Here is a 21,437-nt window from a genome sequence, read left to right as displayed (position 1 = left end):
TAACCCCCGAAAATTTTTCGGGGGTTATTTTTGTTAGGTCATTTTTTGTCTAAACAGAAATTAAGAACGTCTTTTTGACTTTCTTTTCTTTTTAGCTTTTTTACGTTTTGGTGATTGGTTTTTCTTAGGGTGTACCAATTGCATCTCATCTATAAGATGCTTAGCATTGGCATACTTGTCAATTATAAATAAAATATAACGCGCATCAACCATTATATTTCTAGAAATAGCGGGGTCATAGTAAATGTCACTCATTGTACCTTCCCAAACACGATCAAAATTTAAACCAATCAAATTACCATAGGCATCGATTACGGGGCTACCTGAATTTCCACCAGTAGTGTGGTTGGTGCCTATAAAATTTACGGGTAATTTACCGTTTTCGGCATATTGCCCATAGTCTTTGGCTTCATACAAATCGATTAATTTTTGGGGTACATCAAATTCATAATCATCCTCAACATATTTTTCCATTACTCCCTCTAAATGCGTAACAGGTTCATAATAAACTGCATCTTTAGGACTGTAACCTTTCACTTGACCGTAAGTTACACGAAGCGTACCATTTGCATTAGGAAAAATTCTAGCTCCTTTAGGACTGGTCTCTACAATGGCTTTCATGTACTCTGCTTGTAGGGCATCTATTTCTAAACGCATATTACGGTAAGCTGGCAATACTTCACTATAAAATGCAATGGCATTATTTTTCACAAAATCATAACCAGGGTCTGCTTGCAGTCTTTTCAAAACTTCTTCTGCATCTCCTTCTAAAAGTGCAGCTAGTTTATCATATTCGGTTAAAGCCGATTGAGAATAAATTTGCTGAGTTAATTTATTTAAGTCAATATTTTCGTATACATCGGGTAAAAATTCTTTAGGCATTTCTTCGGCATAAAAGGCAAGCACCTTTTCGAAAACTTTTTCATCTACCTTTTGACTATAATCTTTGTATGCCGATTGAGTATCTTTAAAAAAGTTATTTTTTCTATCGTTAAAAGATTGTTCTCCTCTAAAATTATAAACCTGCTCAAGCTGATAAAGTTGAAAGCCTGTACGCAAAAGTTCTACGTTTCTTATAAAAGCTTCAGAAAATAGGCTGTAAGCTAAATCATAGTTTCTAAAATCGGCGTAAGCTTTTTCAAAGTCATTTAATATATGTCCGTATTCATCTTCTAGCCCTTTTTCTGCTAAAGTCTGCGTAAATTGGTCTTCAAGATTTCTTTTAATACCAACCGCATCGGTTTTTGTTAAGCCTTGGCTCTCACCAATCCATTTTTTATAATAATTGGCAATACGAGCATATTTAGAAGCATATTTAATTTTTATTTCTTGGTCTTTTCGCATAAACGCATCCTGCTCTTTAAGCGCTACCTCGCGAATTCCAATTCGAGCCGGATTGATGGTCTCTATCAATTGTTCTACCGCTACAGCTGGTAAATATTCATCGGTGGTACCAGGATAGCCAAAAACCATAGTAAAATCGTTTTCTTCAACACCGTCTAAGCTAACCGGTAAAAAATGTTTCGGTGTGTAAGGGATGTTGTCTTCACTGTATTCTGCAGGCTTATTGTCTTTATTAGCGTAAATCCTAAAAAGAGCAAAATCGCCAGTATGTCTAGGCCACATCCAGTTGTCTGTATCTGATCCAAATTTACCTATTGAAGAAGGAGGTGCACCCACTAAACGGATGTCTTTAAAGGTTTCTACCCTAAAAAGCATAAATTGATTACCGTCATAAAATGTGCTTACACGGTTAGTTTGCCAAGCCTCTTTGGGTGAATTATTTACAACGTCTTGTTTGTTCTTTTCAATTATTTGTTGTCTTTCTTCCTCATTTGAAGCCTCTTGGGTGCCATCTAGTACTTGGTTGGTTACATCAGAAATTTCAACGATAAAGGTAACGGTCATTCCAGGGTTAGGCAGCTCCTCTTTAAAATTCTTTGCCCAAAATCCATTGGCTAAATAATCGTTTTCTACACTTGAATGGGACTGAATCTGCCCGTAGCCGCAGTGGTGATTGGTGAGTAATAAGCCTTTAGGCGAAATAACTTCAGAGGTACAACCGCCGTTAAAGTGAGGTACAGCATCTTTTAAACTACTATTGTTAACACTGTAAATGTCTTCAGCGCTCATTTTCATTCCTAAGTTCTGCATTTCGCTTTCATTCATTCCTTTTAATAAAGACGGAATCCACATTCCGCCCTGTTGAGAAAACACAGGAAAAGCGATTAAAAAGATAAATAATCTAATAAGTTTCTTCATGGTAATGGTATTATAATTTATGGTATAATATATACACGATTTGTTGGGTTGCAAAATACTAAAAATACTTTATTTATTCTCACGCCAAAAATGCTTAAAGTGCCATTTTTTATAGGCGTAATGCTCTTTGGTTCGTTTAATTTCTACCAATTATGAGGTTTGAATTATTTAAATTGGTATAAAATCTTGATTAAACTACTTTTCTGGCTGGTATTGCTAGGCTAAAATGTTATTTTTGTTAGCCATGTAAATAAACATACACAGACCATTTATGTCAAGTATAGATTTTAAACTGCCCAAAATGGGCGAAAGTATTTCTGAAGGTACCATTATCAATTGGTTGGTTAAAGAAGGAGATACTATTGAGCAAGATCAAATAATCTTAGAGGTAGCCACAGATAAAGTAGACTCTGAAGTTCCAGCACCTGCATCGGGTGTAATCACAAAAATTTTAGCACAAGTTGATGAAGTAGTAAAAGTGGGTGAGGTAATTGCAAATATTGAGGTGTCAAAAGATCAAGCGGTATTGGCGAAAAAAGCTTCCGCGGAAGCGAAAAAAGAATCGCCCAAACCAGCAAAACCAAAAGCGCCTAAGAAAAAACCGTCGGCAAGCTCAACTTCAACTTCGCAAAGTTATACGCTAAATAAAAATCAGAACACTTACATCTCACCGCTGATTCAAAATATAGCTATAGATTATCACATTAGCTATGAAGAGTTGGCCCGTATTCCGGCAACAGGTAATGAGGGCAGGTTACGCAAAAGTGACGTTTTTAAATATATAGAAGAGGGAAGACCTGCGCAGTTTGCCCAGCCTGTACCTGAAGTCGGTGGCTTTAAGGTGCCTGATTTGAAACTTGATAAAGGAAAAGGCGAAATAATAGCAATGGACCGCATGCGACAAATGATTGCCGATCATATGGTGTATTCTAAGCATACCTCGCCTCATGTTACGGCCTATGTTGAAGCCGATTTAACCCAGATGGTAAATTGGCGCAATGCCAACAAAAATGCTTTTCAAGAAAAATATGGGCAAAGACTTACCTTTACTCCATTGTTTGTTGAGGCTGTGGCTAAAGCGGTGAAAGATTTCCCGATGATAAATGTTAGTGTAGACGGTAAAAACATCATTAAAAAAGAGGAAATCAATATAGGAATGGCAACGGCTTTACCTAGTGGGAACCTTATTGTTCCTGTAGTTAAAAATGCCGATAAAAAAGATTTACCTACTATTGCTTCCGAAGTAAATGCATTAGCCGAGAAAGCTAGAAATAACAAATTAAAGCACGAGGAAACCAGCGGTAGCACTTTTACAATCTCTAATGTAGGTACCTTTGGTAGTTTAATGGGTACTCCAATTATCAATCAGCCCGAAGTGGCTATTTTGGCAACAGGAATCATCAAGAAAAGAGCAGAGGTGATAGAATATGAAGAAGAAGATAAAATAGAGGTTAGAAGTATGATGTACTTATCGCTTTCTTTTGATCACCGTGTAGTAGATGGTTTCCTTGGCGGAAGTTTTTTAAGACGGGTAGCCGATTATTTTGAAGATTTTAATGAAAAACGCACGATTTGATGCAGGACATTTTGAAACAGGACTAAATAAAATTGGATGCGAAGACATAATTTTAAAAAATTACAAATATGGAAAGAAGCGATGGAGTTAATAGATGAGAACTATCTCTTTACGGCCACTTTACCAGATTATGAGAGATATGGACAGAGAACGCAAATGAATCGTTGTTCTGTATCTATTGCTTCCAATATCTCTGAGGGTTCCAGTAAACGAACTGATAAGCACTTTATAAAATATTTGGAAGATAGCTTAGGTTTTGCCTTTGAATGGGAAACCCAATTGGCAGTTTGTTATCGTCAAAATTTTCTTTCAGAAGAAAGTTATTTGAATTTAGAGAGTAAAGTACAAAAATTACAAAGTAAAATCTCGAATTTTATTGACAGTCTTGATTCTATTAACTGAAATAGTCGTGGTTCAAAGCGTCTTGTTTCGTGATTCTAAAAAAATAAAAAATGATTAAAAAAGATATACTAAAAAAAGCCTTCTCCAACCTGTCTACCGCGAAAGCACTTACAGCGTTATATGAAGAGAATTTTAAAACCGTTTCAAAATATGTACATGCTACCTCTCGTGGTCATGAAATTATACAAATAGCTTTAGGTATGCAATTGCTGCCGCAAGATTATGTGTTCCCCTATTACAGAGACGACTCTATTTTGCTATCTATAGGTATGCAGCCTAAAGATCTAATGCTTCAAGTATTAGCCAAAAAGGATGATCCGTTTTCTGGCGGCCGCACTTATTATTCGCATCCCAGTTTAAAAGATGCCGATAAACCTAAGATCCCGCATCAAAGTTCAGCTACAGGAATGCAAGCCATTCCTGCAACTGGTGTAGCTCTAGGGATGCATTATCGTGAAGGTGGCGATTTGTTTACCGAAGATGAAAGGTATGCTTTCTATAAAGAAATGGGGCAAGAAGAAGCTTTGGTAAACGGAGAAAAACCGGTCGTAGTTTGCTCGTTGGGAGATGCATCGGTAACCGAAGGTGAAATCGCGGAAGCCTTTCAAATGGCCGTTCTCAAAAAACTACCTATTTTGTATTTGGTTCAAGATAATGGTTGGGACATTTCGGCCAACGAAGCCGAAACCCGCGCCCAAAACGCCGCTGAATATGCCAAAGGGTTTAAAGGTTTAGAAGCCATCTCGATTGACGGTACCAATTTTGAAGAAAGTTATACCACGGTTCAAAATGCACTAAAAACCATCCGTAAAGAAAGAAGGCCAATGTTGATTCATGCCAAAGTACCTTTGCTAAATCACCATACTTCGGGGGTGCGTATGGAGTTTTATCGCGACGATTTGGAAGAAGCCAGAACACGCGACCCGTATCCGAAAATGAAAAAATACTTAGCAGCAAATAACTTTACAGAAGACGAAATCGAAGCCATAGAAGCTCTGGCACGTGTAAAAGTAAAAGAACATTACCAAGAAGCGCTACAAGCAGAAGATCCTAAGCCAGAAGATTTGTTTACGCATGATTTTGCACCAACCCCAATTACCCAAGAAAAAGGAGAACGTTCACCAGAAGGCGCAGATAAGGTGGTGATGGTTGATTGTGCTCTTTTTGCTATTGAAGAGCTGATGAAGAAGCATAAAGAATGCTTGTTATACGGGCAAGATGTTGGAGGTAGATTAGGTGGTGTTTTTAGAGAGGCTGCCACCTTAGCGCAAAAGTTTGGAGATAACCGCGTGTTCAACACCCCAATACAAGAGGCTTTTATAATAGGGTCTACCGTAGGTATGTCTGCGGTTGGCTTGAAACCAATTGTTGAGGTACAATTTGCCGATTATATCTGGCCAGGATTAAACCAACTGTTTACAGAAGTAAGTCGAAGTTGCTTTTTATCGAACGGGAAATGGCCAGTATCTATGGTGTTGCGCGTGCCTATTGGCGCATACGGTAGCGGTGGTCCTTATCACTCTTCTTCGGTAGAAAGTGTGGTAAGTAATATTAGAGGTGTAAAAATAGCTTATCCTAGTAACGGAGCCGATTTAAAAGGATTGATGAAAGCCGCTTATTACGACCCAAATCCGGTAGTAATTTTTGAACACAAAGGATTGTACTGGAGCAAAGTGCCGGGAACAAAGGGGGCAACCTCTATAGAGCCGAGTGAAGACTATGTGTTGCCATTTGGAAAAGCTTGGGTTTTACAAGAAATCTGGAAGCAAGAAGACAAAGAGACCTTGAGTATTATTACTTATGGGATGGGCGTGCATTGGGCCGCGAACGCTTCCGCGGAATTAGGTCTACAAGATCAAATTGAAGTGGTAGACTTAAGAACCTTGCATCCGCTTGATGAGGAGACGATAATGAAATCCGTAAAGAAATGCGGTAAATGTTTAGTGGTAACCGAAGAGCCATCCGATAATACTTTTGCAAGAGCTTTATCGGGAAAAATTCAGGAAGAGTGTTTCAAATCTTTAGATGCTCCAGTAATGACGATAGGTTCAGAAAATATGCCTGCGATCCCGTTAAACTCAACTTTAGAAGAAACTATGATTCCTTCTACAGAGAAAGTGAAATCTAAAATTCAATCTTTATTAAATTATTAACCTAATTGGTAATTTTAAAATAAAAGCCAGCCTGAAAGGTTTCAAGCTGGCTTTTTATTTTTTTGCGATGGTTTACGAGGAAAAGCAATATCCTAAATTTTTAAATTTATTACTCTTTATTTTATGGCTGCTAAGTCTTTTGGGAGCAATTGGTATTAGTGCAAGAGGAGAAAATCCTTTGGGACTCTTTATTGCGTTAGGACTCATCAGTTTAATGCTTGCCTTGTTTTATAGAATGCTCATCCGTGTTGAGCAAAATGCTATTTTAATCGTTTTTGGCCTAGGAATAATTCGTAAAAAGATTGATTTGACAGGAGTTGATGTAAATGGATTTTGTGTTAGGAAAATACCTTGGTGGTATGGTATTGGCTGGAAATGGGATTACCAGGGGAATACATTTTTTTGTATTAAGCCAGGGTTAGGTTTGGGTATAAAATTTAAGCGGAGCAAGCATTTACTTATTATAAATACTAAAAATCTAAAAGCATTACAGGATAGTATTATTAAAACTAAACTTTTATAGAAAGATTGAAAAATATAATCTGGTAAGATACTTCGTTTGAGCTGATGAAATCTTAAAAATATTTTAAGGGCTATAAGGCCAACGTTAATCTTAGTTAATGGAATAATAAGCCTGTGTTAATACAGCGCTTTAAATGGCTTTGGTGTAGTAAATTAGAGGAAATTAAAAAACTTAAAACTATGGAATTTAGAAAAGAAGTCGCAGACAAATTAAACCAACTACTAGAAAAAACCTATGATGCCGAAAAAGGTTATAAAGAAGCGGCAGATAACGTTAAAGATGCAAAGATGAAGTCGTTTTTACAAGAACAAGCGCAACAACGCTATAATTTTGGTCACGAGATTAAGCAAGAAATTAGAGCTTTTGATCAAGAGCCAGACAAAGGTGGAAGTGTAAAGGGCTCTTTACACCGAACGTGGATGGATGTAAAAACTGCTTTTTCAGGAAATGAGAATGAAACCGTTATGAAAGAAGTACAACGAGGAGAAGAAGCTGCTCTAGAAGATTATGATGAAATTTTAGCGGAGTCTACCTTACCAGGAACTACAAAAGATATATTGAGAAATCAAAGGCAGAAAATTGAGCAAGCCAAACAAAGTGCTTCGAATTGGGAAGTTATTTCATAATAGATATTAAAATAAACTAGAAACGCTCGGGTGCACACCCGAGCGTTTCTGTTGAAAAAAAGTAAAATTAAACAGCAACATCTTGCTCTTTTTCTAAAGCGATTGCTTTAGGAAACAAGATATTATTTTCGAGGTGTATATGTTTGTGTAAATCCTCTTCAAATTCTTTTAGCATTGCAAAAGTCACGCGGTAAGTATTACAAGCATCGGCTGGTGGGGTGTAGCCATTCGTGTTTTTCTCTATAACCTGCAATAATTCGCCGGCTTCGGTATGCTCATGCTCCATCATATTAATAGGGTTTTCAACACTGCCAAAATGGGGTTTTTCAAGCGGTTGATGCGTTATTTTATGGTTGATCATTTTTCTGATAAACGGGAAGAGAATTAATTCTTCTTTTTTCATATGCGATGCTAATTCTTTGGCCAAGTCATTAAAAGCCTCGTGAATAGTAAATAACTCAGGGTGCCTATCACCATGCACCTTACATAACTTGGTCAAGAACTGCTGCAAAACAGGACTTTTTTCACTTACATAGCGGTGATGTGTTTTCTCGATATAATCGGCTAATAGGTCTAGAGGCCAAGATCTAAAATCTGGTTCGCCTGTTGTTTTTTCGGTGAAAACTTGTTGTAATTGATTTTCAAGCTGTTGTTTGTTAATTTTTTTCTGATCGCAAACATCATTCACTATGCGGTTTCCGCGACAGCAAAAATCAATTCCGTGAGCATTAAAAATAGCTGCAGTTCTGTAGTCTTGAGCTACTAGCTCTCCAATTTGTTTATTCAATATATTCTCCATAACGCATCAATTAAGATAAGAATGTCCGATTTAAATATAAATTTTTTATTCTTTTAAAAAAGTGTTGTTTTCATCAACTGCTCGAGCTAAATCTTTTAAGGTTGTGCTTACTAAGGTTTCTTTTAATTTTTCTCGGATAGGTAAAATTTGAAAATGCAGAGCGCAGGGTTTTGATGCACTACATTTTTCAAATCCTAAAGCACAACCACTATAAGAACCTTCTCCGTCAATAGCAAAAACAATATCTTTTAAAACTACTTTTTTAAGATTCACTTTGGTAATAAAAAAACCACCTTTTGCTCCTCTGTTACTTTCAATAATGTTTGCTTTTACTAATTTCTGTAAAATTTTGGCTGTAAAGGCTAGAGGACTATTAATTTCCTCTGCTATTTCTTTGAGTTTAACTGCTTTATTTTCTAGTCCTTTTTTACCTACAAATGTTGCTGCCTTTAAGGCGTGCGAACAAGATTTAGAAAAAATACCACTTTTATTAATCATATCACAAAGGTAGCGTATACAATCAGGACAAGAAAGTCTTTTTTAATGATATTAGTCATATTTTAAAAATCTATACTCTCTTATCTTTGTTTTGATTTAATAACCGAAAAATCAGTAACAATGAAAAACTATTTAAAATTAAGCGTTCTTATGTTAGCTTTTGCAGGAATACTAGTAAGCTGTGGAGGAGACAATAAGAAAGAGGAGAAAAAGGAAAAAATTACTTTGAATCAAGCTGAACCAGCAAAAAAGGAGAAAAAGGCCGATAAGGTTCCAGCTTCTAAACGTGTAGATTTAGATAACAAGGGGGTAGGTCCTATCTCCAGTATTGATTTACCTGCAGATATAGATCAAGCTATGGCAGCCAAAGGGAAAGAAGTATATGAGAAAATGTGTACAGCTTGCCATAAAGTTGATAAGCGTTTTATAGGGCCCGCGCCTAAAGGAATTTTAGAGCGTAGATCTCCAGAATGGGTGATGAACATGATTTTAGTGCCGGAGCGAATGGTAAGAGAAGATCCTTTAGCTAAAGATTTATTGATTGAGTTTAATGGGTCGCCAATGGCCAATCAAGGCTTAACCGAGGAAGAAGCGAGACAAGTCATGGAGTACTTTAGAACACTATAAACCAAAAATAAATAAACATGAAAATTCTAAACTTAGGTATTGGGCTCTTAGCTACCGCAGCGATGATGAGTTGTGGTGACAAAGCCAACAAGGAAAGTAGTGCTGGAGGTGCTTTGAGAAGTAGCGCAGCAGAAAAAGTTTACGTAGCACCTGGCGAACAGGACGAGTATTATGCATTTATATCTGGAGGATATACTGGAAATTTAACCGTATATGGTTTGCCATCTGGTAGAATGTTTAAAGAAATACCGGTATTCAGCCAGTTTCCAACTTCAGGTTATGGCTACTCAGAAGAGACAAAGCCAATGTTAAATACCTCGCATGGTTTTATCCCTTGGGGAGATTCGCACCACCCAGATATTTCACAAACTGAAGGGGTAACAGACGGACGTTGGGTTTTTATAAATGAAAACAACACGCCTAGAATCGCGAGAATTGATTTAGAAACTTTTGAAACAGTAGAAATTATTGAGGTGCCAAATAGTGCAGGGAACCACAGTTCTTCTTTTGTAACCGAAAACACCGAATATGTGGTGGCAGGAACAAGATTTTCTGTACCCGTACCTCAGGAGGACATTAGTATAAAAGAATATAAAGGTAAATTTAAAGGAGCCTTATCTTTTATAGAAGTTGATAAAGAAACCGGGCATATGGATATCAAATTCCAATTGCTAATGCCAGGATTTAATTACGATCTTTCTCACCCAGGTCGAGGCGATTCTCACGGTTGGTTCTTCTTTACAACCTATAATACAGAAGAAGCCAGCACTTTATTAGAGGTAAATGCTTCGCAAAATGATAAAGATTTTATCGCAGCTGTTAACTGGAAAAAAATTGAAGAGTACATTAACAATGGTGGAGGAAAAATGATGCCTTCGAATTATGCGCATAACGTGTATGATCATAATTCTCATACCGCTACTTCAACTATGAAAAAAGAGGTGCGTGTAATTGATCCTACAGAAGTTCCTGGAGCGGTTTATTTACTACCTACACCTAAATCACCCCACGGTTGTGATGTATCACCAGATGGTAAGTACATTGTAGGTAATGGTAAATTATCGGCCAATTTAACTGTTCACTCATTTGAGAAAATGCAAGAAGCAATTAAAAATGAAAAGTTTGAAGGTGAAGCTTACGGTATTCCTATTTTAAGTTTTGAAGATGTATTGGCAGGACAAGTAGAGCAAGCAGGATTAGGTCCTCTTCATACCGAATTTGATGACAAAGGAAATGCCTATACTACTTTCTTTATCTCTTCTGAGGTTGTGAAATGGAAACTAGGTACTTGGGAAGTAATTGATAGAAAACCTACTTATTATTCTGTAGGACACTTAACCATTGCAGGAGGTAACTCAAGAGAGCCAGACGGTAAATATATGTTTGCGATGAACAAAATTACTAAAGACCGCTATTTACCAACTGGACCAGAATTAGAGCACTCTGCGCAGTTATATGATATTTCTGGAGAGAAAATGGAATTGATTTTAGATTTCCCAACTCACGGTGAGCCACACTACGCTGCGGCAATTAAAGCAGATAAAGTAGCGCCTAATTCAAAGAAATTTTATAAGTTAAGTGAGAATACACACCCGTTTGCAGCAAAAAGCGAAGCCGAAACTAAAGTAGTTCGTGAGGGTAATGTAGTACACGTATATATGACAACTATACGTAGCCACTTCTCGCCAGATAATATCGAAGGAATTAAAGTAGGCGATAAAGTTTATTTCCACATCACTAACTTAGAGCAAGATTTTGATGTACCACACGGATTTGCGATTATAGGGCAAAACAACTCTGAGTTGTTAATTATGCCAGGCCAGACTAAAACTTCGGTTTGGGAGCCTAAACAAGTAGGTGTATGGCCGTTCTATTGTACTGATTTCTGTTCTGCTCTTCATCAAGAAATGCAAGGATATATACGTGTTTCTCCAAAAGATTCTGACATTGAGTTAGAGTGGTCTTTAGGTGAAGATGTAGAATAATAATTGTTGTTTAATTGATTTTTTGAAGGCAGAGATTATCAAGTCTCGATGGTCTCTGCCTTCTTTATTTAACAAAAGTGATTATGAAAAGTGCAAGTGTTATAATGATAATAGGCTCAGCTTTACTGTTTAGCTTATTTATTTATCCGTTATGGACGATAGAGTTGGAAGCTCCCCAATATCCAGACGGTTTAGGAATGTATATACATCTTGATGGTCTTCAGGGATTTACTGAATATGATTTGCAAAATATTGACGGTCTAAATCACTATATTGGCATGCAAAAGTTACCTTCTCCAGCAGATATGTGGGAATTTAGAACTTTTCCTTTGGTAGTAGGAGGCATGGCTGCTCTAGGGGTAATAATCGGATTTTTAGGCTTATTCTCTAAAGTATCTCACAAATGGTTCTTAGGTTGGCTTTTGGTGATGACGATTTTAGGTATCTTAGGCATGTACGACTTTAATGCTTGGTTGGTAGATTACGGTACAAACCTGGATCCCAAAGCAATTATTAAAGTGGTAGATGCAGATGGAAACCCGTTTAGCTATAAACCTCCCCTGCTAGGTAGTCGTGATATACTTAACTTCACTGCGGTTTCTTATCCAGCTCTTGGCGGAATTTTATTAACCATTGGTATGCTACTAACCTTTATAGCCTATTTAATAGGAATAAAAACCTCAAAGAAATGAAAAAATTAGTCGCCATATTCAGTTTTATAACTTTGGTGAGTTGTAGTAAAGAAAAGCAACCAATCGCTTATGGAGAAGATAGTTGTGATTTTTGTAAAATGACGATTGTCGATCAAATTCACGGAGCAGAAATAGTTACAGATAAAGGCAAGGTATATAAGTTTGATGCCTTAGAGTGTTTAATAGATTTTAAACACGAGATGAGTAAAGAAAAACCAGAACAATTTTTCACTAATCACTATTTGGTACCCTCAGAGTTGATCTCTGCCCAGACTGCGGTTTATTTAATTTCTGAAAATATTCCTAGCCCGATGGGCGAATTTATTACTGCTTTTCCTAATCGAGAACAAGCCCAAAAGGTTCAACAAGAAAAAGGAGGTGCAATCTATACTTGGGATGAAATTCTAGACCAGCAGCAAAATTAAATTAATTGAATCTCAAGCTATGCTACAAGGTTATTTTAAATCTATTTTATTTATAGTATTTTTCTTTACAGGAGCAACTTCGCTTTATGCTCAAATTGAGGTTTGCGAAAATTGCTCTTATTCTAGCATTAAGAAGGCTGTAGCAGAAGCGAGAAGCGGTGATACTATTCACATTAAAAAGGGTACTTATCGCGAGAATAAAATTATAATAGATAAGCCTCTTTATCTCAAAGGTTATGATTACCCAGTGATTGATGGTCTCAAAAAGGCCGATATTATAAATGTATTTGCCGATAGCGTTCGAATATCCGGAATTAAATTAATTAACGTAGGTGCTAGTTATACAGAAGACTATGCTGCTATCCGCGTAAGCAAAGCAAAAAATTTCATCCTTGAAGATTTAATACTCGAAAAAATATTTTTTGGTATTTATTTAGAGAAGGCCAGTGATGGTATTGTGCGTAATAATAAAATTTTAGGCGATGCTGTCTCAGAACATAATTCTGGTAATGGCATACAGTTATGGTACTCTAAACGCATCACAGTTAAAGAAAACTTAATTCAAAAGGTACGTGATGGTATTTATCTTGAATTTGCAGACCATTGCATCATAGAAGATAATATAAGTAAAGACAATTTGCGTTATGGTCTTCATTTTATGTTTAGTAACGACGATGCTTATGCACAAAATGTTTTTGAAAATAATGGTGCTGGGGTTGCAGTTATGTTTTCTAAGCGGATTGAGATGAGGGCGAACCAATTTAGGTACAACTGGGGAACGGCTTCTTACGGTTTGCTGCTTAAAGAAATTAATGACGCCGAAATTGTTGAGAATATTTTTGAAGAAAATACAACAGGAATAAATATAGAGGGGTCAAATCGGGTAAACTACTTAAAAAATACTTTTAAAAATAACGGTTGGGCAGTAAAGGTGCGTGGTGCTTGCTATGAAAATAAATTTTTGGAAAACAATTTTTTGTACAATTCTTTTGATGTTAGCTACAATAGTAAATTAAACAATAATTTATTTTTAAATAATTATTGGAGTTCTTATACGGGCTATGATTTAGATGAAGACGGTTTTGGTGATGTACCGTATAGACCAGTTAAATTATTTAGTTATATCGTTAATAGAACACCCGAGACTATTATTTTGATGAGGAGCTTATTTGTTGATATAATCGACTTTTCAGAAAAAGTGTCACCGGTGTTTACACCCGATAACTTAGTAGATAAAGCCCCTTTAATGAGAAAAAAGTAATGGTAGAGATTAAGAATATTCATAAAAAATTCGGTAAAAATAAAGTGCTTAAAGGGATAGATTTAGAAATTCCCGATGAAGGAATCTTTGCCGTATTAGGCCCAAATGGTTCAGGAAAGACTACTTTAATAAAATCAATATTAGGTATGGTGGTTCCAGACCAAGGTGAGATTTATGTTCAAGGTAAAAAAACCCATGCCAATGGTCTTTATAGAAAAAATATTGATTACCTACCTCAAATAGCTAATTTCCCTGGTAATTTGGGTGTTAAGGAGTTATTAGGAATGATACAAGATTTGCGCGGAGGTAATGCCCAAGCAGATCACTTGATTAAATTATTTCATTTAGAGCCTTTTTTAGATAAAAAATTGAGCAATCTATCAGGTGGTACCAAGCAAAAGGTAAATATCGTTTTAACTTTTATGTTTGATAGCCCTTTAATAATTTTAGATGAACCTACCACAGGTTTAGATCCTATTGCGTTGCTTCATTTAAAAGAACTTATACAGCGAGAGAAAGAAAAGGGTAAAACTATTTTGGTTACTTCGCATATCATGAGTTTTGTTGAAGAAATCTCAGACGAGATTGTATTTATTCTCGAAGGGAAAATTTATTTTAAAGGCAATATTCATCAACTAAGGGAAAAAACCCAACAAACCGATTTTGAACACGCAATTGCTCACCTCTTAAAGAAAAACCATGCTTAAAATTTTAAAATACAGTTTTTTCGATTTAATAAGAAGCCGATGGAGTTATGTTTACTTGTTGTTCTATTTGCTTTTATCGTTTGTGCTATTATTCCTAAATCAAGATTTATCCAAAGCGGTAATCACTTTAATGAACGTAATCATAATATTGGTACCCTTAATAGGGACAATTTTTGGAGTTATGTATTACTACAATTCTAAGGAATTCACAGAGTTACTTTTAGCTCAACCTGTAAAACGTTCTTCAATTTTCTTGGGCCAATACTTAGGTGTGGCCTTGTCTCTTGTAATGAGCTTAGTTCTTGGTTTAGGTATACCCTTTGTATTCTATGGTTTATTTCAATCAAGTGCAATTTGGAACTTTAGCTTGCTGTTAATAACTGGAGCGATGTTAACTTTCATATTCACCGCCTTAGCATTTAATATTGCATTATATAACGAGAATAAGATTAAAGGATTTAGTTATGCCATATTGCTTTGGCTCTTTCTTGCTGTTATTTACGACGGTTTATTTCTAATGTCTTTAATTGTATTTGAAACTTACCCTTTAGATAAGTTCACGCTTATAGCCACTACTTTTAATCCAATAGATCTTTCTAGAATTTTAATTTTGCTTAAATTAGATATTGCAGCTCTATTAGGGTACACAGGAGCGGTTTTTCAAAAGTTTTTTGGAACTAATTTGGGCTTATTTGCCGCGCTATCAACATTAATGGTTTGGGTGGTACTGCCCGTGCTTAATATTGCCCGAAAAGCAAAAAAGAAAGATTTTTAAAGTTTTATAAATGCAAATAAAGTTAGGCATCCAGGTAAACATAGCCTTAGGTTTGTTTCTTATGGCTATTTTTGGAGGCTTGATTTTGCGTTTGTTATTCTTTGTAGACTTACCGCTGGTTTTTAAACACATTGTTCATGCACATTCTCACACAGCTATTTTAGGTTGGATTTATCTAGCCTTGGTACTTGTAATATACAAGAATCATTTGAAAAGCCATGTACCTAACCGTGTATTTTTTTTTATTTATAGTAGTACATTGGTGAGTATAGTCGGGATGATGCTTAGTTTTCCCTTTCAAGGCTATGCTGCCGTATCCATAATTTTTTCGACCCTATTTTTATTTTGTAGTTATGGCTTTTATTGGTCTTTTCTAAAATATATTCCAAAAGAAAAGCGAGCAAGTCCGGCTTATAAATGTACGCACCTAGCCCTACTATATATGGTTATTTCGAGCATCGGACCTTGGGCCATTGGTCCTATTATGAGCATACTGGGAGCAGATTCACCTTGGTACCGAGTAGCGATTTATTTTTACCTGCATTTTCAATATAATGCGTGGATGATTCTAGCACTCATAGGCGGATTTTTATTCGTTTTAGAACAAAAGAAAGTTTACATGCGACAAGCTAATTTTAAAAGCTTTATAATTTTTTTTCATTGGGGAGTTTGCTTAAGCTTTTTGATATCTATCTTGTTTCTGAAACCAAATATATTTATCTATGTTGCAGCTATAATAGGAGGGGTTTTTCAATTTTTGGCTTTGTGGTTCTTGATGAATTTCTTTAGAAAACAACCCTTAAAGTTGCTTGCAGGTAAATCAAAAGTGAATGTAATTTTAATAAAAACAGTTTTATTATTTTATTTTATAAAACTACTAATGCAATTTTTAGCCGCCTTTCCTCTTATAGCAAGCTATATAATTAACTTTAAAAATTTGGCAATCGGTTTTTTGCATTGGGTATTTTTAGGGGTAGTGACGCCAGCAATTTTTTATTTATTACACGAAAGCAATTTATTAAAACTAAGCCTTAGAAATTATGAGATCTACTTGCTTGGTTTTCTATTAACCGAAATTTTAATTTTTTGGCAGGCTTTAGTAAAAATTTTTAATATGCCAAACCTGCCAAATCTGTACTATTGGTTGTTTACAGCTAGTTGCTTTATTGTAATTGGAATAGGAGGGGTTTTCATTAGCACATTTAAAAGAAACAGAAAAACAACTTCTTAACACGGTAATATTGAAAGGATTTTTTCTAGTTTACCATTAATATATACCAAGGTATTTCAAATTGGCAATACAGGCAGTACAATTGTAAAACCATTGATTAAAGGGTATCAACTATTAAATAAATATAAAAGCTATTCTAAAGTAAGAATAGCTTTTATGTTTATTAATTACTTAAACTGATTTTACTTTTCAGGCGGATACTTTTTTAATATCTCGTGTACAATTTCTTGAATACGCTCAATCTTGGTTTCCCGATCTTTCGAGAGCGACCCTTCACCTATTCCTTGCCAAACCAACTCCATTGATTCTCGATCAACCAAATCTATAAATAATGTACCCTCGGTTTCTCGTGAAACGGTATTTTGCCAGTGCCCGCCATAAAAGGGTGAAAATCCCCAGCCATACCCAAGGTTATTTTGATAAATATTTACATTTTCTTTAGTTTTCGTAAATATACTAATCAATAAATCTGCATTTTTCTTTTTTTGTAAACCTTTGGCTGTAAGTTCCTTTTCTATAGCCTTTAGAATTCGCCTTTTATCTAAATCAGAAATTTTGGCTTGGTCAATACCAGGTTTGTAAAAAGCAAAGCTTTGATATTGGTCAAAATTCACTTTTTGATCATAATCTGTAGTAACTTGCACACTAGAGCAAGCCCCTAAGACAAATAGAATTACTAACGAACTCAAAATTTTTAGAAAAGCTTTCATATATAATAGTATTTAAAGATTATTCAGCAAATCTTCATCAACCATTTGGGGTAAAGTTACTTTAAGGTTAGGCTCATTTTCCATAGCTCTTTTAATGGCAAATATAGCCCCCTCATTTCTGGCCCAAGATCTTCTGGCAATACCATTGTTTACATCCCAGAACAACATTGATTTTAAGCGATTTGCAGCTTCTTTAGAACCATCAAGAACCATACCGAAGCCTCCATTTATTACTTCGCCCCAGCCTACGCCTCCACCGTTGTGTATACTTACCCAAGTGGCTCCTCTAAAGCTATCGCCTATTACGTTATGAATGGCCATGTCTGCCGTAAATTTACTTCCGTCATAGATATTTGAGGTTTCTCGATAAGGCGAATCTGTTCCAGAAACGTCGTGATGATCTCTACCTAAGATGACAGGACCAATTTCGCCTCTTTCTATTGCTTCATTAAAGGCCTCAGCGATTTTCATGCGTCCTTCGGCATCTGCATATAAAATACGTGCTTGTGAGCCTACCACCAATTTGTTCTCTTGTGCGCCTTTAATCCAAGTTATGTTGTCTTGCATTTGCTGTTGAATCTCTTCCGGTGCATCCTGCTTTAACCTTTCTAACACCTGAGTGGCAATAGCATCTGTTTTTACGAGATCTTTTGTTTGCCCCGAAGCACAAACCCATCTAAAAGGCCCAAATCCGTAATCGAAGCACATAGGTCCCATAATATCTTGTACATAACTAGGATATTTAAAGTCAATACCATTTTTAGCCATTATATCGGCGCCCGCGCGGCTAGCTTCAAGTAAAAAAGCATTGCCATAATCAAAAAAATAAGTTCCTTTGGCGGTATGTTTGTTTACTGCATTTGCGTGCCGTATTAAACTGCGTTGAACTTCTTTTTTAAATTGCTCTGGGTCATTGGCCATCATAGCATTTGACTCCTCATAGCTTAGTCCTACGGGGTAATAACCGCCGGCCCAAGGGTTATGCAAAGATGTTTGGTCACTGCCCAAATCAATATGAACATTTTCTTCATCAAATTTTTCCCATACCTCGACAATATTTCCAGCGTAAGCTATCGAAACCGCTTCTTTATTTTTTAAAGCTTCTTTAACCCGCCTTACCAGCTCATCTAAATCGCTTATTACCTCTTTAACCCAACCTTGCTCGTGTCTTGTTCTGGTAGCTTTTGGGTTTACTTCTGCGCAAACACTAACGCAGCCTGCAATATCTCCTGCCTTAGGTTGTGCTCCACTCATACCACCTAATCCTGAAGTTACAAATAAACCTCCTTTTGGCGATTTTTTAATCTTTCTAAATCCGTTTAAAACGGTGATGGTGGTCCCGTGAACGATACCTTGCGGGCCTATGTACATATAGCTTCCGGCAGTCATTTGCCCGTATTGGGTCACGCCCAAAGCATTAAATTTCTCCCAATCATCTGGTTTAGAATAGTTTGGTATCATCATACCGTTAGTCACCACTACTCTAGGAGCTTCTTTGTGCGAAGGGAATAAACCCATGGGGTGCCCACTGTACATCACTAGGGTTTGCTCATCATTCATTGTGGCTAAGTACTGCATGGTTAATCTATACTGTGCCCAATTTGAAAAAACCCCGCCATTACCGCCATAAGTGATTAATTCGTGCGGGTGTTGGGCAACAGCGTGATCTAAATTATTTTGAATCATGAGCATTATGGCCTTGGCTTGTGTAGACTCACCAGGATACTCATTTATATCACGAGCATATATTTCATAATTAGGTCTAAACCTATACATGTAAATTCTGCCATAGTCTTGCAACTCTTGCTTGAACTCGGGTAATAAAGTAGCGTGATGTTTCTTATCGAAATAGCGCAAAGCATTTTGTAACGCCAAAACTTTTTCGGTTTCGCTTAAAATTTCTTTCCTTTTAGGGGCATGGTTAATACTCGGGTCGTATGTTTTTACAGGAGGTAAATCGTTCGGAATTCCTTGTAGTATTTCTTCTTGAAAAGTCATGGTTATTTTGAGTTTGCTTTTTTAATCTCTGTTTTTATTAAATCCGTAAGGGCAATGCCTACAGCCGCTCTTGCAACAATACCCGCGTTTGAGGTGGTATTGCTCTGTAAAGCATTTATACCCTTGGGGCGTTAAGTAGTAATCCCCTTCGGTTAAAGGTATTCGTTTCTTAATATTCATAATGCTCAAAAATACATTTTTTTAAATTGAAACCGAAATATAATGCAAAGCCTAAATCTAATTTGTTCCATTAACTAAATCCGTAAAATTAAGTAAAATGCTTATTGACTTCTTTTGAAGCTTAAAGCGGATTTGTAGACGATTTAATAAAAAGAATAACGGCTATTTTTTTAATCTCTTTACTTTATAAAGGCTAATTGAATTTTATATTTTTGTAAAATGTTTCACTGCCAAGAAAGATCGAAAAATCAATTTGTCTTTAAAGATGAAAAAAGAAAAGTTGAACTCTACGTAAAACGCGAGGACCTACTGCACCCACTTGTTTCTGGAAATAAGTTTAGAAAATTAAAGTATAATTTGAAAAGGGCGCAAAAAGAAGGTCACACGCAGTTGGTCACTTTTGGGGGTGCTTTTTCAAATCATATTCTGGCCACGGCTGCGGCTGCGAATGAACTTGGTTTTAAAAGTATTGGGGTAATTCGCGGAGAAGAATTGGGTAATGAAAATTTACCTAAAACCCTTGAAAGTAATAGTACTCTAAGACAGGCGGTAAACTTAGGGATGCAACTGTATTTTATTTCGCGGCAGGATTATCGTAACAAAAATGAAAATGATTATTTAGAGAAGTTACAACAAAAATTTGGTTCATTTTATTTAATTCCTGAAGGCGGTACCAATGAATTAGCTATTCAAGGATGCGAAGAAATTTTAACACCCACAGATTTACATTTTGATTATGTGGCCGTTGCCGTGGGTACTGGCGGAACCATAAGCGGAGTAATTAACTCCTCGCTTGAAAGTCAACAAGTATTAGGTTTTCCTGCTCTGCGTGGAGATTTTTTAAGAGCAGAAATACAGCGGTTTGCTAAAAAAGATAATTGGCAACTTATACTAAATTATCATTTTGGTGGTTATGCTAAGGTAAATGAAGAACTTATAACATTTATTAATACTTTTAAGCAAGATTATCAACTTGCTTTAGACCCTGTGTATACTGGTAAAATGATGTATGGACTTTTAGATTTAATCAAAAACAATTATTTTTCTAAAAATACCCGTATTTTAGCGCTGCATACCGGAGGTTTGCAAGGTATTTATGGAATGAACGTAAAATTAAAACAAAAAGGATTAAGCTTATTACAATGACAAAATCAATTCACATTAAGCTGCTTATTGCTGTGGCTTTAATTCTAGGTTCTTGCGGCACGCAAAAAAAAAGTGTAAACAACTCACGTAAAAATTCGGCTCAAAAAGTAGTTTCTAAAAAAGAAATAGATCAAAGTGTAAGCAGAAATCAGACAACCAAAGAGGTTCCTAACTACAAAAAACCTACAAGCCAAAAACCGGTTTTTAAAGATAATAATGAGCGTTACGTTTATGATTACGCACAAATAGCTAAAGATGAAATGGCACTTTATGGTATTCCTGCTAGTATTACTTTGGCTCAGGGTATTTTAGAGTCTTCTTCAGGTAAAGGAGAACTTACGCTAAAAAGTAATAACCATTTTGGCATAAAATGCAACGGATGGCAAGGAGAAAAAGCATACCACGATGATGATGCTTTACAAGAGTGTTTTAGAAAATATAAAGATCCAAAATATAGTTTTAGAGACCATAGTTTGTTTTTGAAAGAAAGAAAGCGCTATGCTTTTTTGTTTGAATTGGATAAAGATGATTATAAAGGTTGGGCGCACGGCCTAAAAAAAGCTGGTTATGCTACAGATCCTAGATATCCGCAAAAGCTTATTAGTATTATAGAGCGTTACCAATTACACGAATATGACGACCACGTTCTTGGTAATGGAAGCCGCAAAGGCAATCGTAGAAAAGTCGTTCGCGCAGATCATACCAGTATACGTTATACTGTACAAAAAGGTGACACTTTGTATACCATCGCAAAGCGATATGATTTGAGCGTAGATGAACTGAAGGCTTTAAATAAATTAAAAGACAATCACTTAAGTATTGGTCAAAAACTTTATGTAAAATCACTGTAAAACAATAAAA

21 protein-coding genes are annotated in these 21,437 nt (G+C 36.0%); 15 read left to right on the top strand and 6 right to left on the bottom strand.

What is annotated here, in order from left to right:
- Positions 1 to 60: 60 nt before the first annotated feature.
- A complete protein-coding gene (locus FT993_RS03810; protein WP_255504413.1) occupies positions 61 to 2,262 on the bottom strand; it encodes a S46 family peptidase in 2,202 nt (733 codons plus the stop codon).
- A 271-nt stretch (positions 2,263 to 2,533) separates the two neighbouring features.
- Between FT993_RS03810 and FT993_RS03805 the strand changes: the two genes are divergently transcribed.
- The 5 genes from FT993_RS03805 (at position 2,534) to FT993_RS03785 (ending at position 7,542) form a co-directional block, all read left to right on the top strand.
- Positions 2,534 to 3,838, top strand: a complete 1,305-nt coding sequence (locus FT993_RS03805; protein WP_147861214.1) for a dihydrolipoamide acetyltransferase family protein — start codon at positions 2,534 to 2,536, stop codon at positions 3,836 to 3,838.
- Positions 3,839 to 3,874: 36 nt separating this feature from the next.
- Positions 3,875 to 4,240: a four helix bundle protein gene (locus FT993_RS03800; protein ID WP_147861213.1), complete on the top strand. Its 366-nt coding sequence runs from the start codon at positions 3,875 to 3,877 to the stop codon at positions 4,238 to 4,240.
- A gap of 50 nt (positions 4,241 to 4,290) precedes the next feature.
- Positions 4,291 to 6,393, top strand: a complete 2,103-nt coding sequence (locus FT993_RS03795; protein ID WP_147861212.1) for a thiamine pyrophosphate-dependent enzyme — start codon at positions 4,291 to 4,293, stop codon at positions 6,391 to 6,393.
- Positions 6,394 to 6,460: 67 nt separating this feature from the next.
- Entirely contained in the window at positions 6,461 to 6,916 is a 456-nt protein-coding gene (locus FT993_RS03790) for a hypothetical protein (protein WP_147861211.1), read from the top strand.
- A gap of 179 nt (positions 6,917 to 7,095) precedes the next feature.
- Positions 7,096 to 7,542, top strand: coding sequence for a PA2169 family four-helix-bundle protein (locus tag FT993_RS03785; RefSeq protein ID WP_147861210.1), 447 nt, complete (start codon positions 7,096 to 7,098; stop codon positions 7,540 to 7,542).
- A 67-nt stretch (positions 7,543 to 7,609) separates the two neighbouring features.
- On the opposite strand, the gene ric is transcribed toward FT993_RS03785, so the two are convergent.
- Together ric and FT993_RS03775 are read right to left on the bottom strand one after the other, a co-directional pair.
- The gene (gene ric / locus FT993_RS03780; RefSeq protein WP_187240746.1) at positions 7,610 to 8,341 is read right to left on the bottom strand and encodes an iron-sulfur cluster repair di-iron protein; all 732 of its coding nucleotides are present in this window, start codon (positions 8,339 to 8,341) and stop codon (positions 7,610 to 7,612) included.
- Positions 8,342 to 8,386: 45 nt separating this feature from the next.
- Complete coding sequence (locus FT993_RS03775) at positions 8,387 to 8,839, bottom strand: Rrf2 family transcriptional regulator (protein ID WP_255504412.1); 453 nt, start codon at positions 8,837 to 8,839, stop codon at positions 8,387 to 8,389.
- 120 nt (positions 8,840 to 8,959) lie between these two features.
- On the opposite strand from FT993_RS03775, the gene FT993_RS03770 reads away from it, so the two are divergent.
- The 8 genes from FT993_RS03770 (at position 8,960) to FT993_RS03735 (ending at position 16,542) form a co-directional block, all read left to right on the top strand.
- Positions 8,960 to 9,466: a c-type cytochrome gene (locus FT993_RS03770; RefSeq protein WP_147861209.1), complete on the top strand. Its 507-nt coding sequence runs from the start codon at positions 8,960 to 8,962 to the stop codon at positions 9,464 to 9,466.
- Positions 9,467 to 9,528: 62 nt separating this feature from the next.
- Positions 9,529 to 11,451, top strand: coding sequence for a Sec-dependent nitrous-oxide reductase (gene nosZ, locus FT993_RS03765; protein WP_370450883.1), 1,923 nt, complete (start codon positions 9,529 to 9,531; stop codon positions 11,449 to 11,451).
- An 83-nt stretch (positions 11,452 to 11,534) separates the two neighbouring features.
- The gene (locus FT993_RS03760) at positions 11,535 to 12,143 is read left to right on the top strand and encodes a hypothetical protein (RefSeq protein ID WP_147861207.1); all 609 of its coding nucleotides are present in this window, start codon (positions 11,535 to 11,537) and stop codon (positions 12,141 to 12,143) included.
- Positions 12,140 to 12,568, top strand: a complete 429-nt coding sequence (locus FT993_RS03755) for a nitrous oxide reductase accessory protein NosL (protein WP_147861206.1) — start codon at positions 12,140 to 12,142, stop codon at positions 12,566 to 12,568. The genes FT993_RS03760 and FT993_RS03755 overlap by 4 nt, the downstream gene beginning before the upstream one ends.
- 19 nt (positions 12,569 to 12,587) lie before the next feature.
- Positions 12,588 to 13,829 carry a nitrous oxide reductase family maturation protein NosD gene (locus FT993_RS03750; protein ID WP_147861205.1) on the top strand — a complete coding sequence of 414 codons (1,242 nt, stop codon included), beginning with the start codon at positions 12,588 to 12,590 and terminating at the stop codon, positions 13,827 to 13,829.
- The gene (locus FT993_RS03745; protein WP_147861204.1) at positions 13,829 to 14,536 is read left to right on the top strand and encodes an ABC transporter ATP-binding protein; all 708 of its coding nucleotides are present in this window, start codon (positions 13,829 to 13,831) and stop codon (positions 14,534 to 14,536) included. Before FT993_RS03750 ends, FT993_RS03745 begins: the two co-directional genes overlap by 1 nt.
- Positions 14,529 to 15,311 carry an ABC transporter permease gene (locus FT993_RS03740; RefSeq protein ID WP_147861203.1) on the top strand — a complete coding sequence of 261 codons (783 nt, stop codon included), beginning with the start codon at positions 14,529 to 14,531 and terminating at the stop codon, positions 15,309 to 15,311. The genes FT993_RS03745 and FT993_RS03740 overlap by 8 nt, the downstream gene beginning before the upstream one ends.
- Before the next feature lie 10 nt (positions 15,312 to 15,321).
- Positions 15,322 to 16,542, top strand: a complete 1,221-nt coding sequence (locus tag FT993_RS03735; RefSeq protein ID WP_147861202.1) for a hypothetical protein — start codon at positions 15,322 to 15,324, stop codon at positions 16,540 to 16,542.
- Positions 16,543 to 16,724: 182 nt separating this feature from the next.
- Here the strand turns inward: FT993_RS03735 and FT993_RS03730 are convergent, their stop codons facing one another.
- The 3 genes from FT993_RS03730 to FT993_RS12265 are packed head-to-tail and all read right to left on the bottom strand — an operon-like array spanning position 16,725 to position 19,430.
- Positions 16,725 to 17,252, bottom strand: coding sequence for a DUF4136 domain-containing protein (locus tag FT993_RS03730; RefSeq protein WP_147861201.1), 528 nt, complete (start codon positions 17,250 to 17,252; stop codon positions 16,725 to 16,727).
- A 12-nt stretch (positions 17,253 to 17,264) separates the two neighbouring features.
- Positions 17,265 to 19,250 carry a urocanate hydratase gene (locus FT993_RS03725; protein WP_147861200.1) on the bottom strand — a complete coding sequence of 662 codons (1,986 nt, stop codon included), beginning with the start codon at positions 19,248 to 19,250 and terminating at the stop codon, positions 17,265 to 17,267.
- A 21-nt stretch (positions 19,251 to 19,271) separates the two neighbouring features.
- Positions 19,272 to 19,430, bottom strand: a complete 159-nt coding sequence (locus FT993_RS12265; protein WP_187240747.1) for a DUF5522 domain-containing protein — start codon at positions 19,428 to 19,430, stop codon at positions 19,272 to 19,274.
- A 219-nt stretch (positions 19,431 to 19,649) separates the two neighbouring features.
- On the opposite strand from FT993_RS12265, the gene FT993_RS03720 reads away from it, so the two are divergent.
- Both FT993_RS03720 and FT993_RS03715 read left to right on the top strand, forming a co-directional pair.
- Positions 19,650 to 20,576, top strand: a complete 927-nt coding sequence (locus tag FT993_RS03720) for a 1-aminocyclopropane-1-carboxylate deaminase/D-cysteine desulfhydrase (RefSeq protein WP_147861199.1) — start codon at positions 19,650 to 19,652, stop codon at positions 20,574 to 20,576.
- Positions 20,573 to 21,427, top strand: coding sequence for a glucosaminidase domain-containing protein (locus FT993_RS03715; protein ID WP_147861198.1), 855 nt, complete (start codon positions 20,573 to 20,575; stop codon positions 21,425 to 21,427). The genes FT993_RS03720 and FT993_RS03715 overlap by 4 nt, the downstream gene beginning before the upstream one ends.
- Positions 21,428 to 21,437: the final 10 nt, after the last annotated feature.

The organism is Mesonia sp. HuA40 (genome assembly GCF_008017835.1).
Lineage (GTDB): Bacteria > Bacteroidota > Bacteroidia > Flavobacteriales > Flavobacteriaceae > Mesonia.
This window is presented reverse-complemented; position numbering and strand designations above follow the sequence as displayed.

Coding starts and splice junctions, on each gene's coding strand:
- FT993_RS03790 (WP_147861211.1), top strand. CDS start 6,461: ATGGTTTACGAGGAAAAGCAATATCCTAAATTTTTAAATTTATTACTC.
- nosZ (WP_370450883.1), top strand. CDS start 9,529: ATGATGAGTTGTGGTGACAAAGCCAACAAGGAAAGTAGTGCTGGAGGT.
- FT993_RS03720 (WP_147861199.1), top strand. CDS start 19,650: ATGTTTCACTGCCAAGAAAGATCGAAAAATCAATTTGTCTTTAAAGAT.
- FT993_RS12265 (WP_187240747.1), bottom strand. CDS start 19,430: ATGAATATTAAGAAACGAATACCTTTAACCGAAGGGGATTACTACTTA.
- FT993_RS03810 (WP_255504413.1), bottom strand. CDS start 2,262: ATGAAGAAACTTATTAGATTATTTATCTTTTTAATCGCTTTTCCTGTG.
- FT993_RS03785 (WP_147861210.1), top strand. CDS start 7,096: ATGGAATTTAGAAAAGAAGTCGCAGACAAATTAAACCAACTACTAGAA.
- FT993_RS03795 (WP_147861212.1), top strand. CDS start 4,291: ATGATTAAAAAAGATATACTAAAAAAAGCCTTCTCCAACCTGTCTACC.
- FT993_RS03745 (WP_147861204.1), top strand. CDS start 13,829: ATGGTAGAGATTAAGAATATTCATAAAAAATTCGGTAAAAATAAAGTG.
- FT993_RS03760 (WP_147861207.1), top strand. CDS start 11,535: ATGAAAAGTGCAAGTGTTATAATGATAATAGGCTCAGCTTTACTGTTT.
- FT993_RS03770 (WP_147861209.1), top strand. CDS start 8,960: ATGAAAAACTATTTAAAATTAAGCGTTCTTATGTTAGCTTTTGCAGGA.
- FT993_RS03805 (WP_147861214.1), top strand. CDS start 2,534: ATGTCAAGTATAGATTTTAAACTGCCCAAAATGGGCGAAAGTATTTCT.
- FT993_RS03735 (WP_147861202.1), top strand. CDS start 15,322: ATGCAAATAAAGTTAGGCATCCAGGTAAACATAGCCTTAGGTTTGTTT.
- ric (WP_187240746.1), bottom strand. CDS start 8,341: ATGGAGAATATATTGAATAAACAAATTGGAGAGCTAGTAGCTCAAGAC.
- FT993_RS03800 (WP_147861213.1), top strand. CDS start 3,875: ATGCGAAGACATAATTTTAAAAAATTACAAATATGGAAAGAAGCGATG.
- FT993_RS03775 (WP_255504412.1), bottom strand. CDS start 8,839: ATGATTAATAAAAGTGGTATTTTTTCTAAATCTTGTTCGCACGCCTTA.
- FT993_RS03755 (WP_147861206.1), top strand. CDS start 12,140: ATGAAAAAATTAGTCGCCATATTCAGTTTTATAACTTTGGTGAGTTGT.
- FT993_RS03715 (WP_147861198.1), top strand. CDS start 20,573: ATGACAAAATCAATTCACATTAAGCTGCTTATTGCTGTGGCTTTAATT.
- FT993_RS03730 (WP_147861201.1), bottom strand. CDS start 17,252: ATGAAAGCTTTTCTAAAAATTTTGAGTTCGTTAGTAATTCTATTTGTC.
- FT993_RS03725 (WP_147861200.1), bottom strand. CDS start 19,250: ATGACTTTTCAAGAAGAAATACTACAAGGAATTCCGAACGATTTACCT.
- FT993_RS03740 (WP_147861203.1), top strand. CDS start 14,529: ATGCTTAAAATTTTAAAATACAGTTTTTTCGATTTAATAAGAAGCCGA.
- FT993_RS03750 (WP_147861205.1), top strand. CDS start 12,588: ATGCTACAAGGTTATTTTAAATCTATTTTATTTATAGTATTTTTCTTT.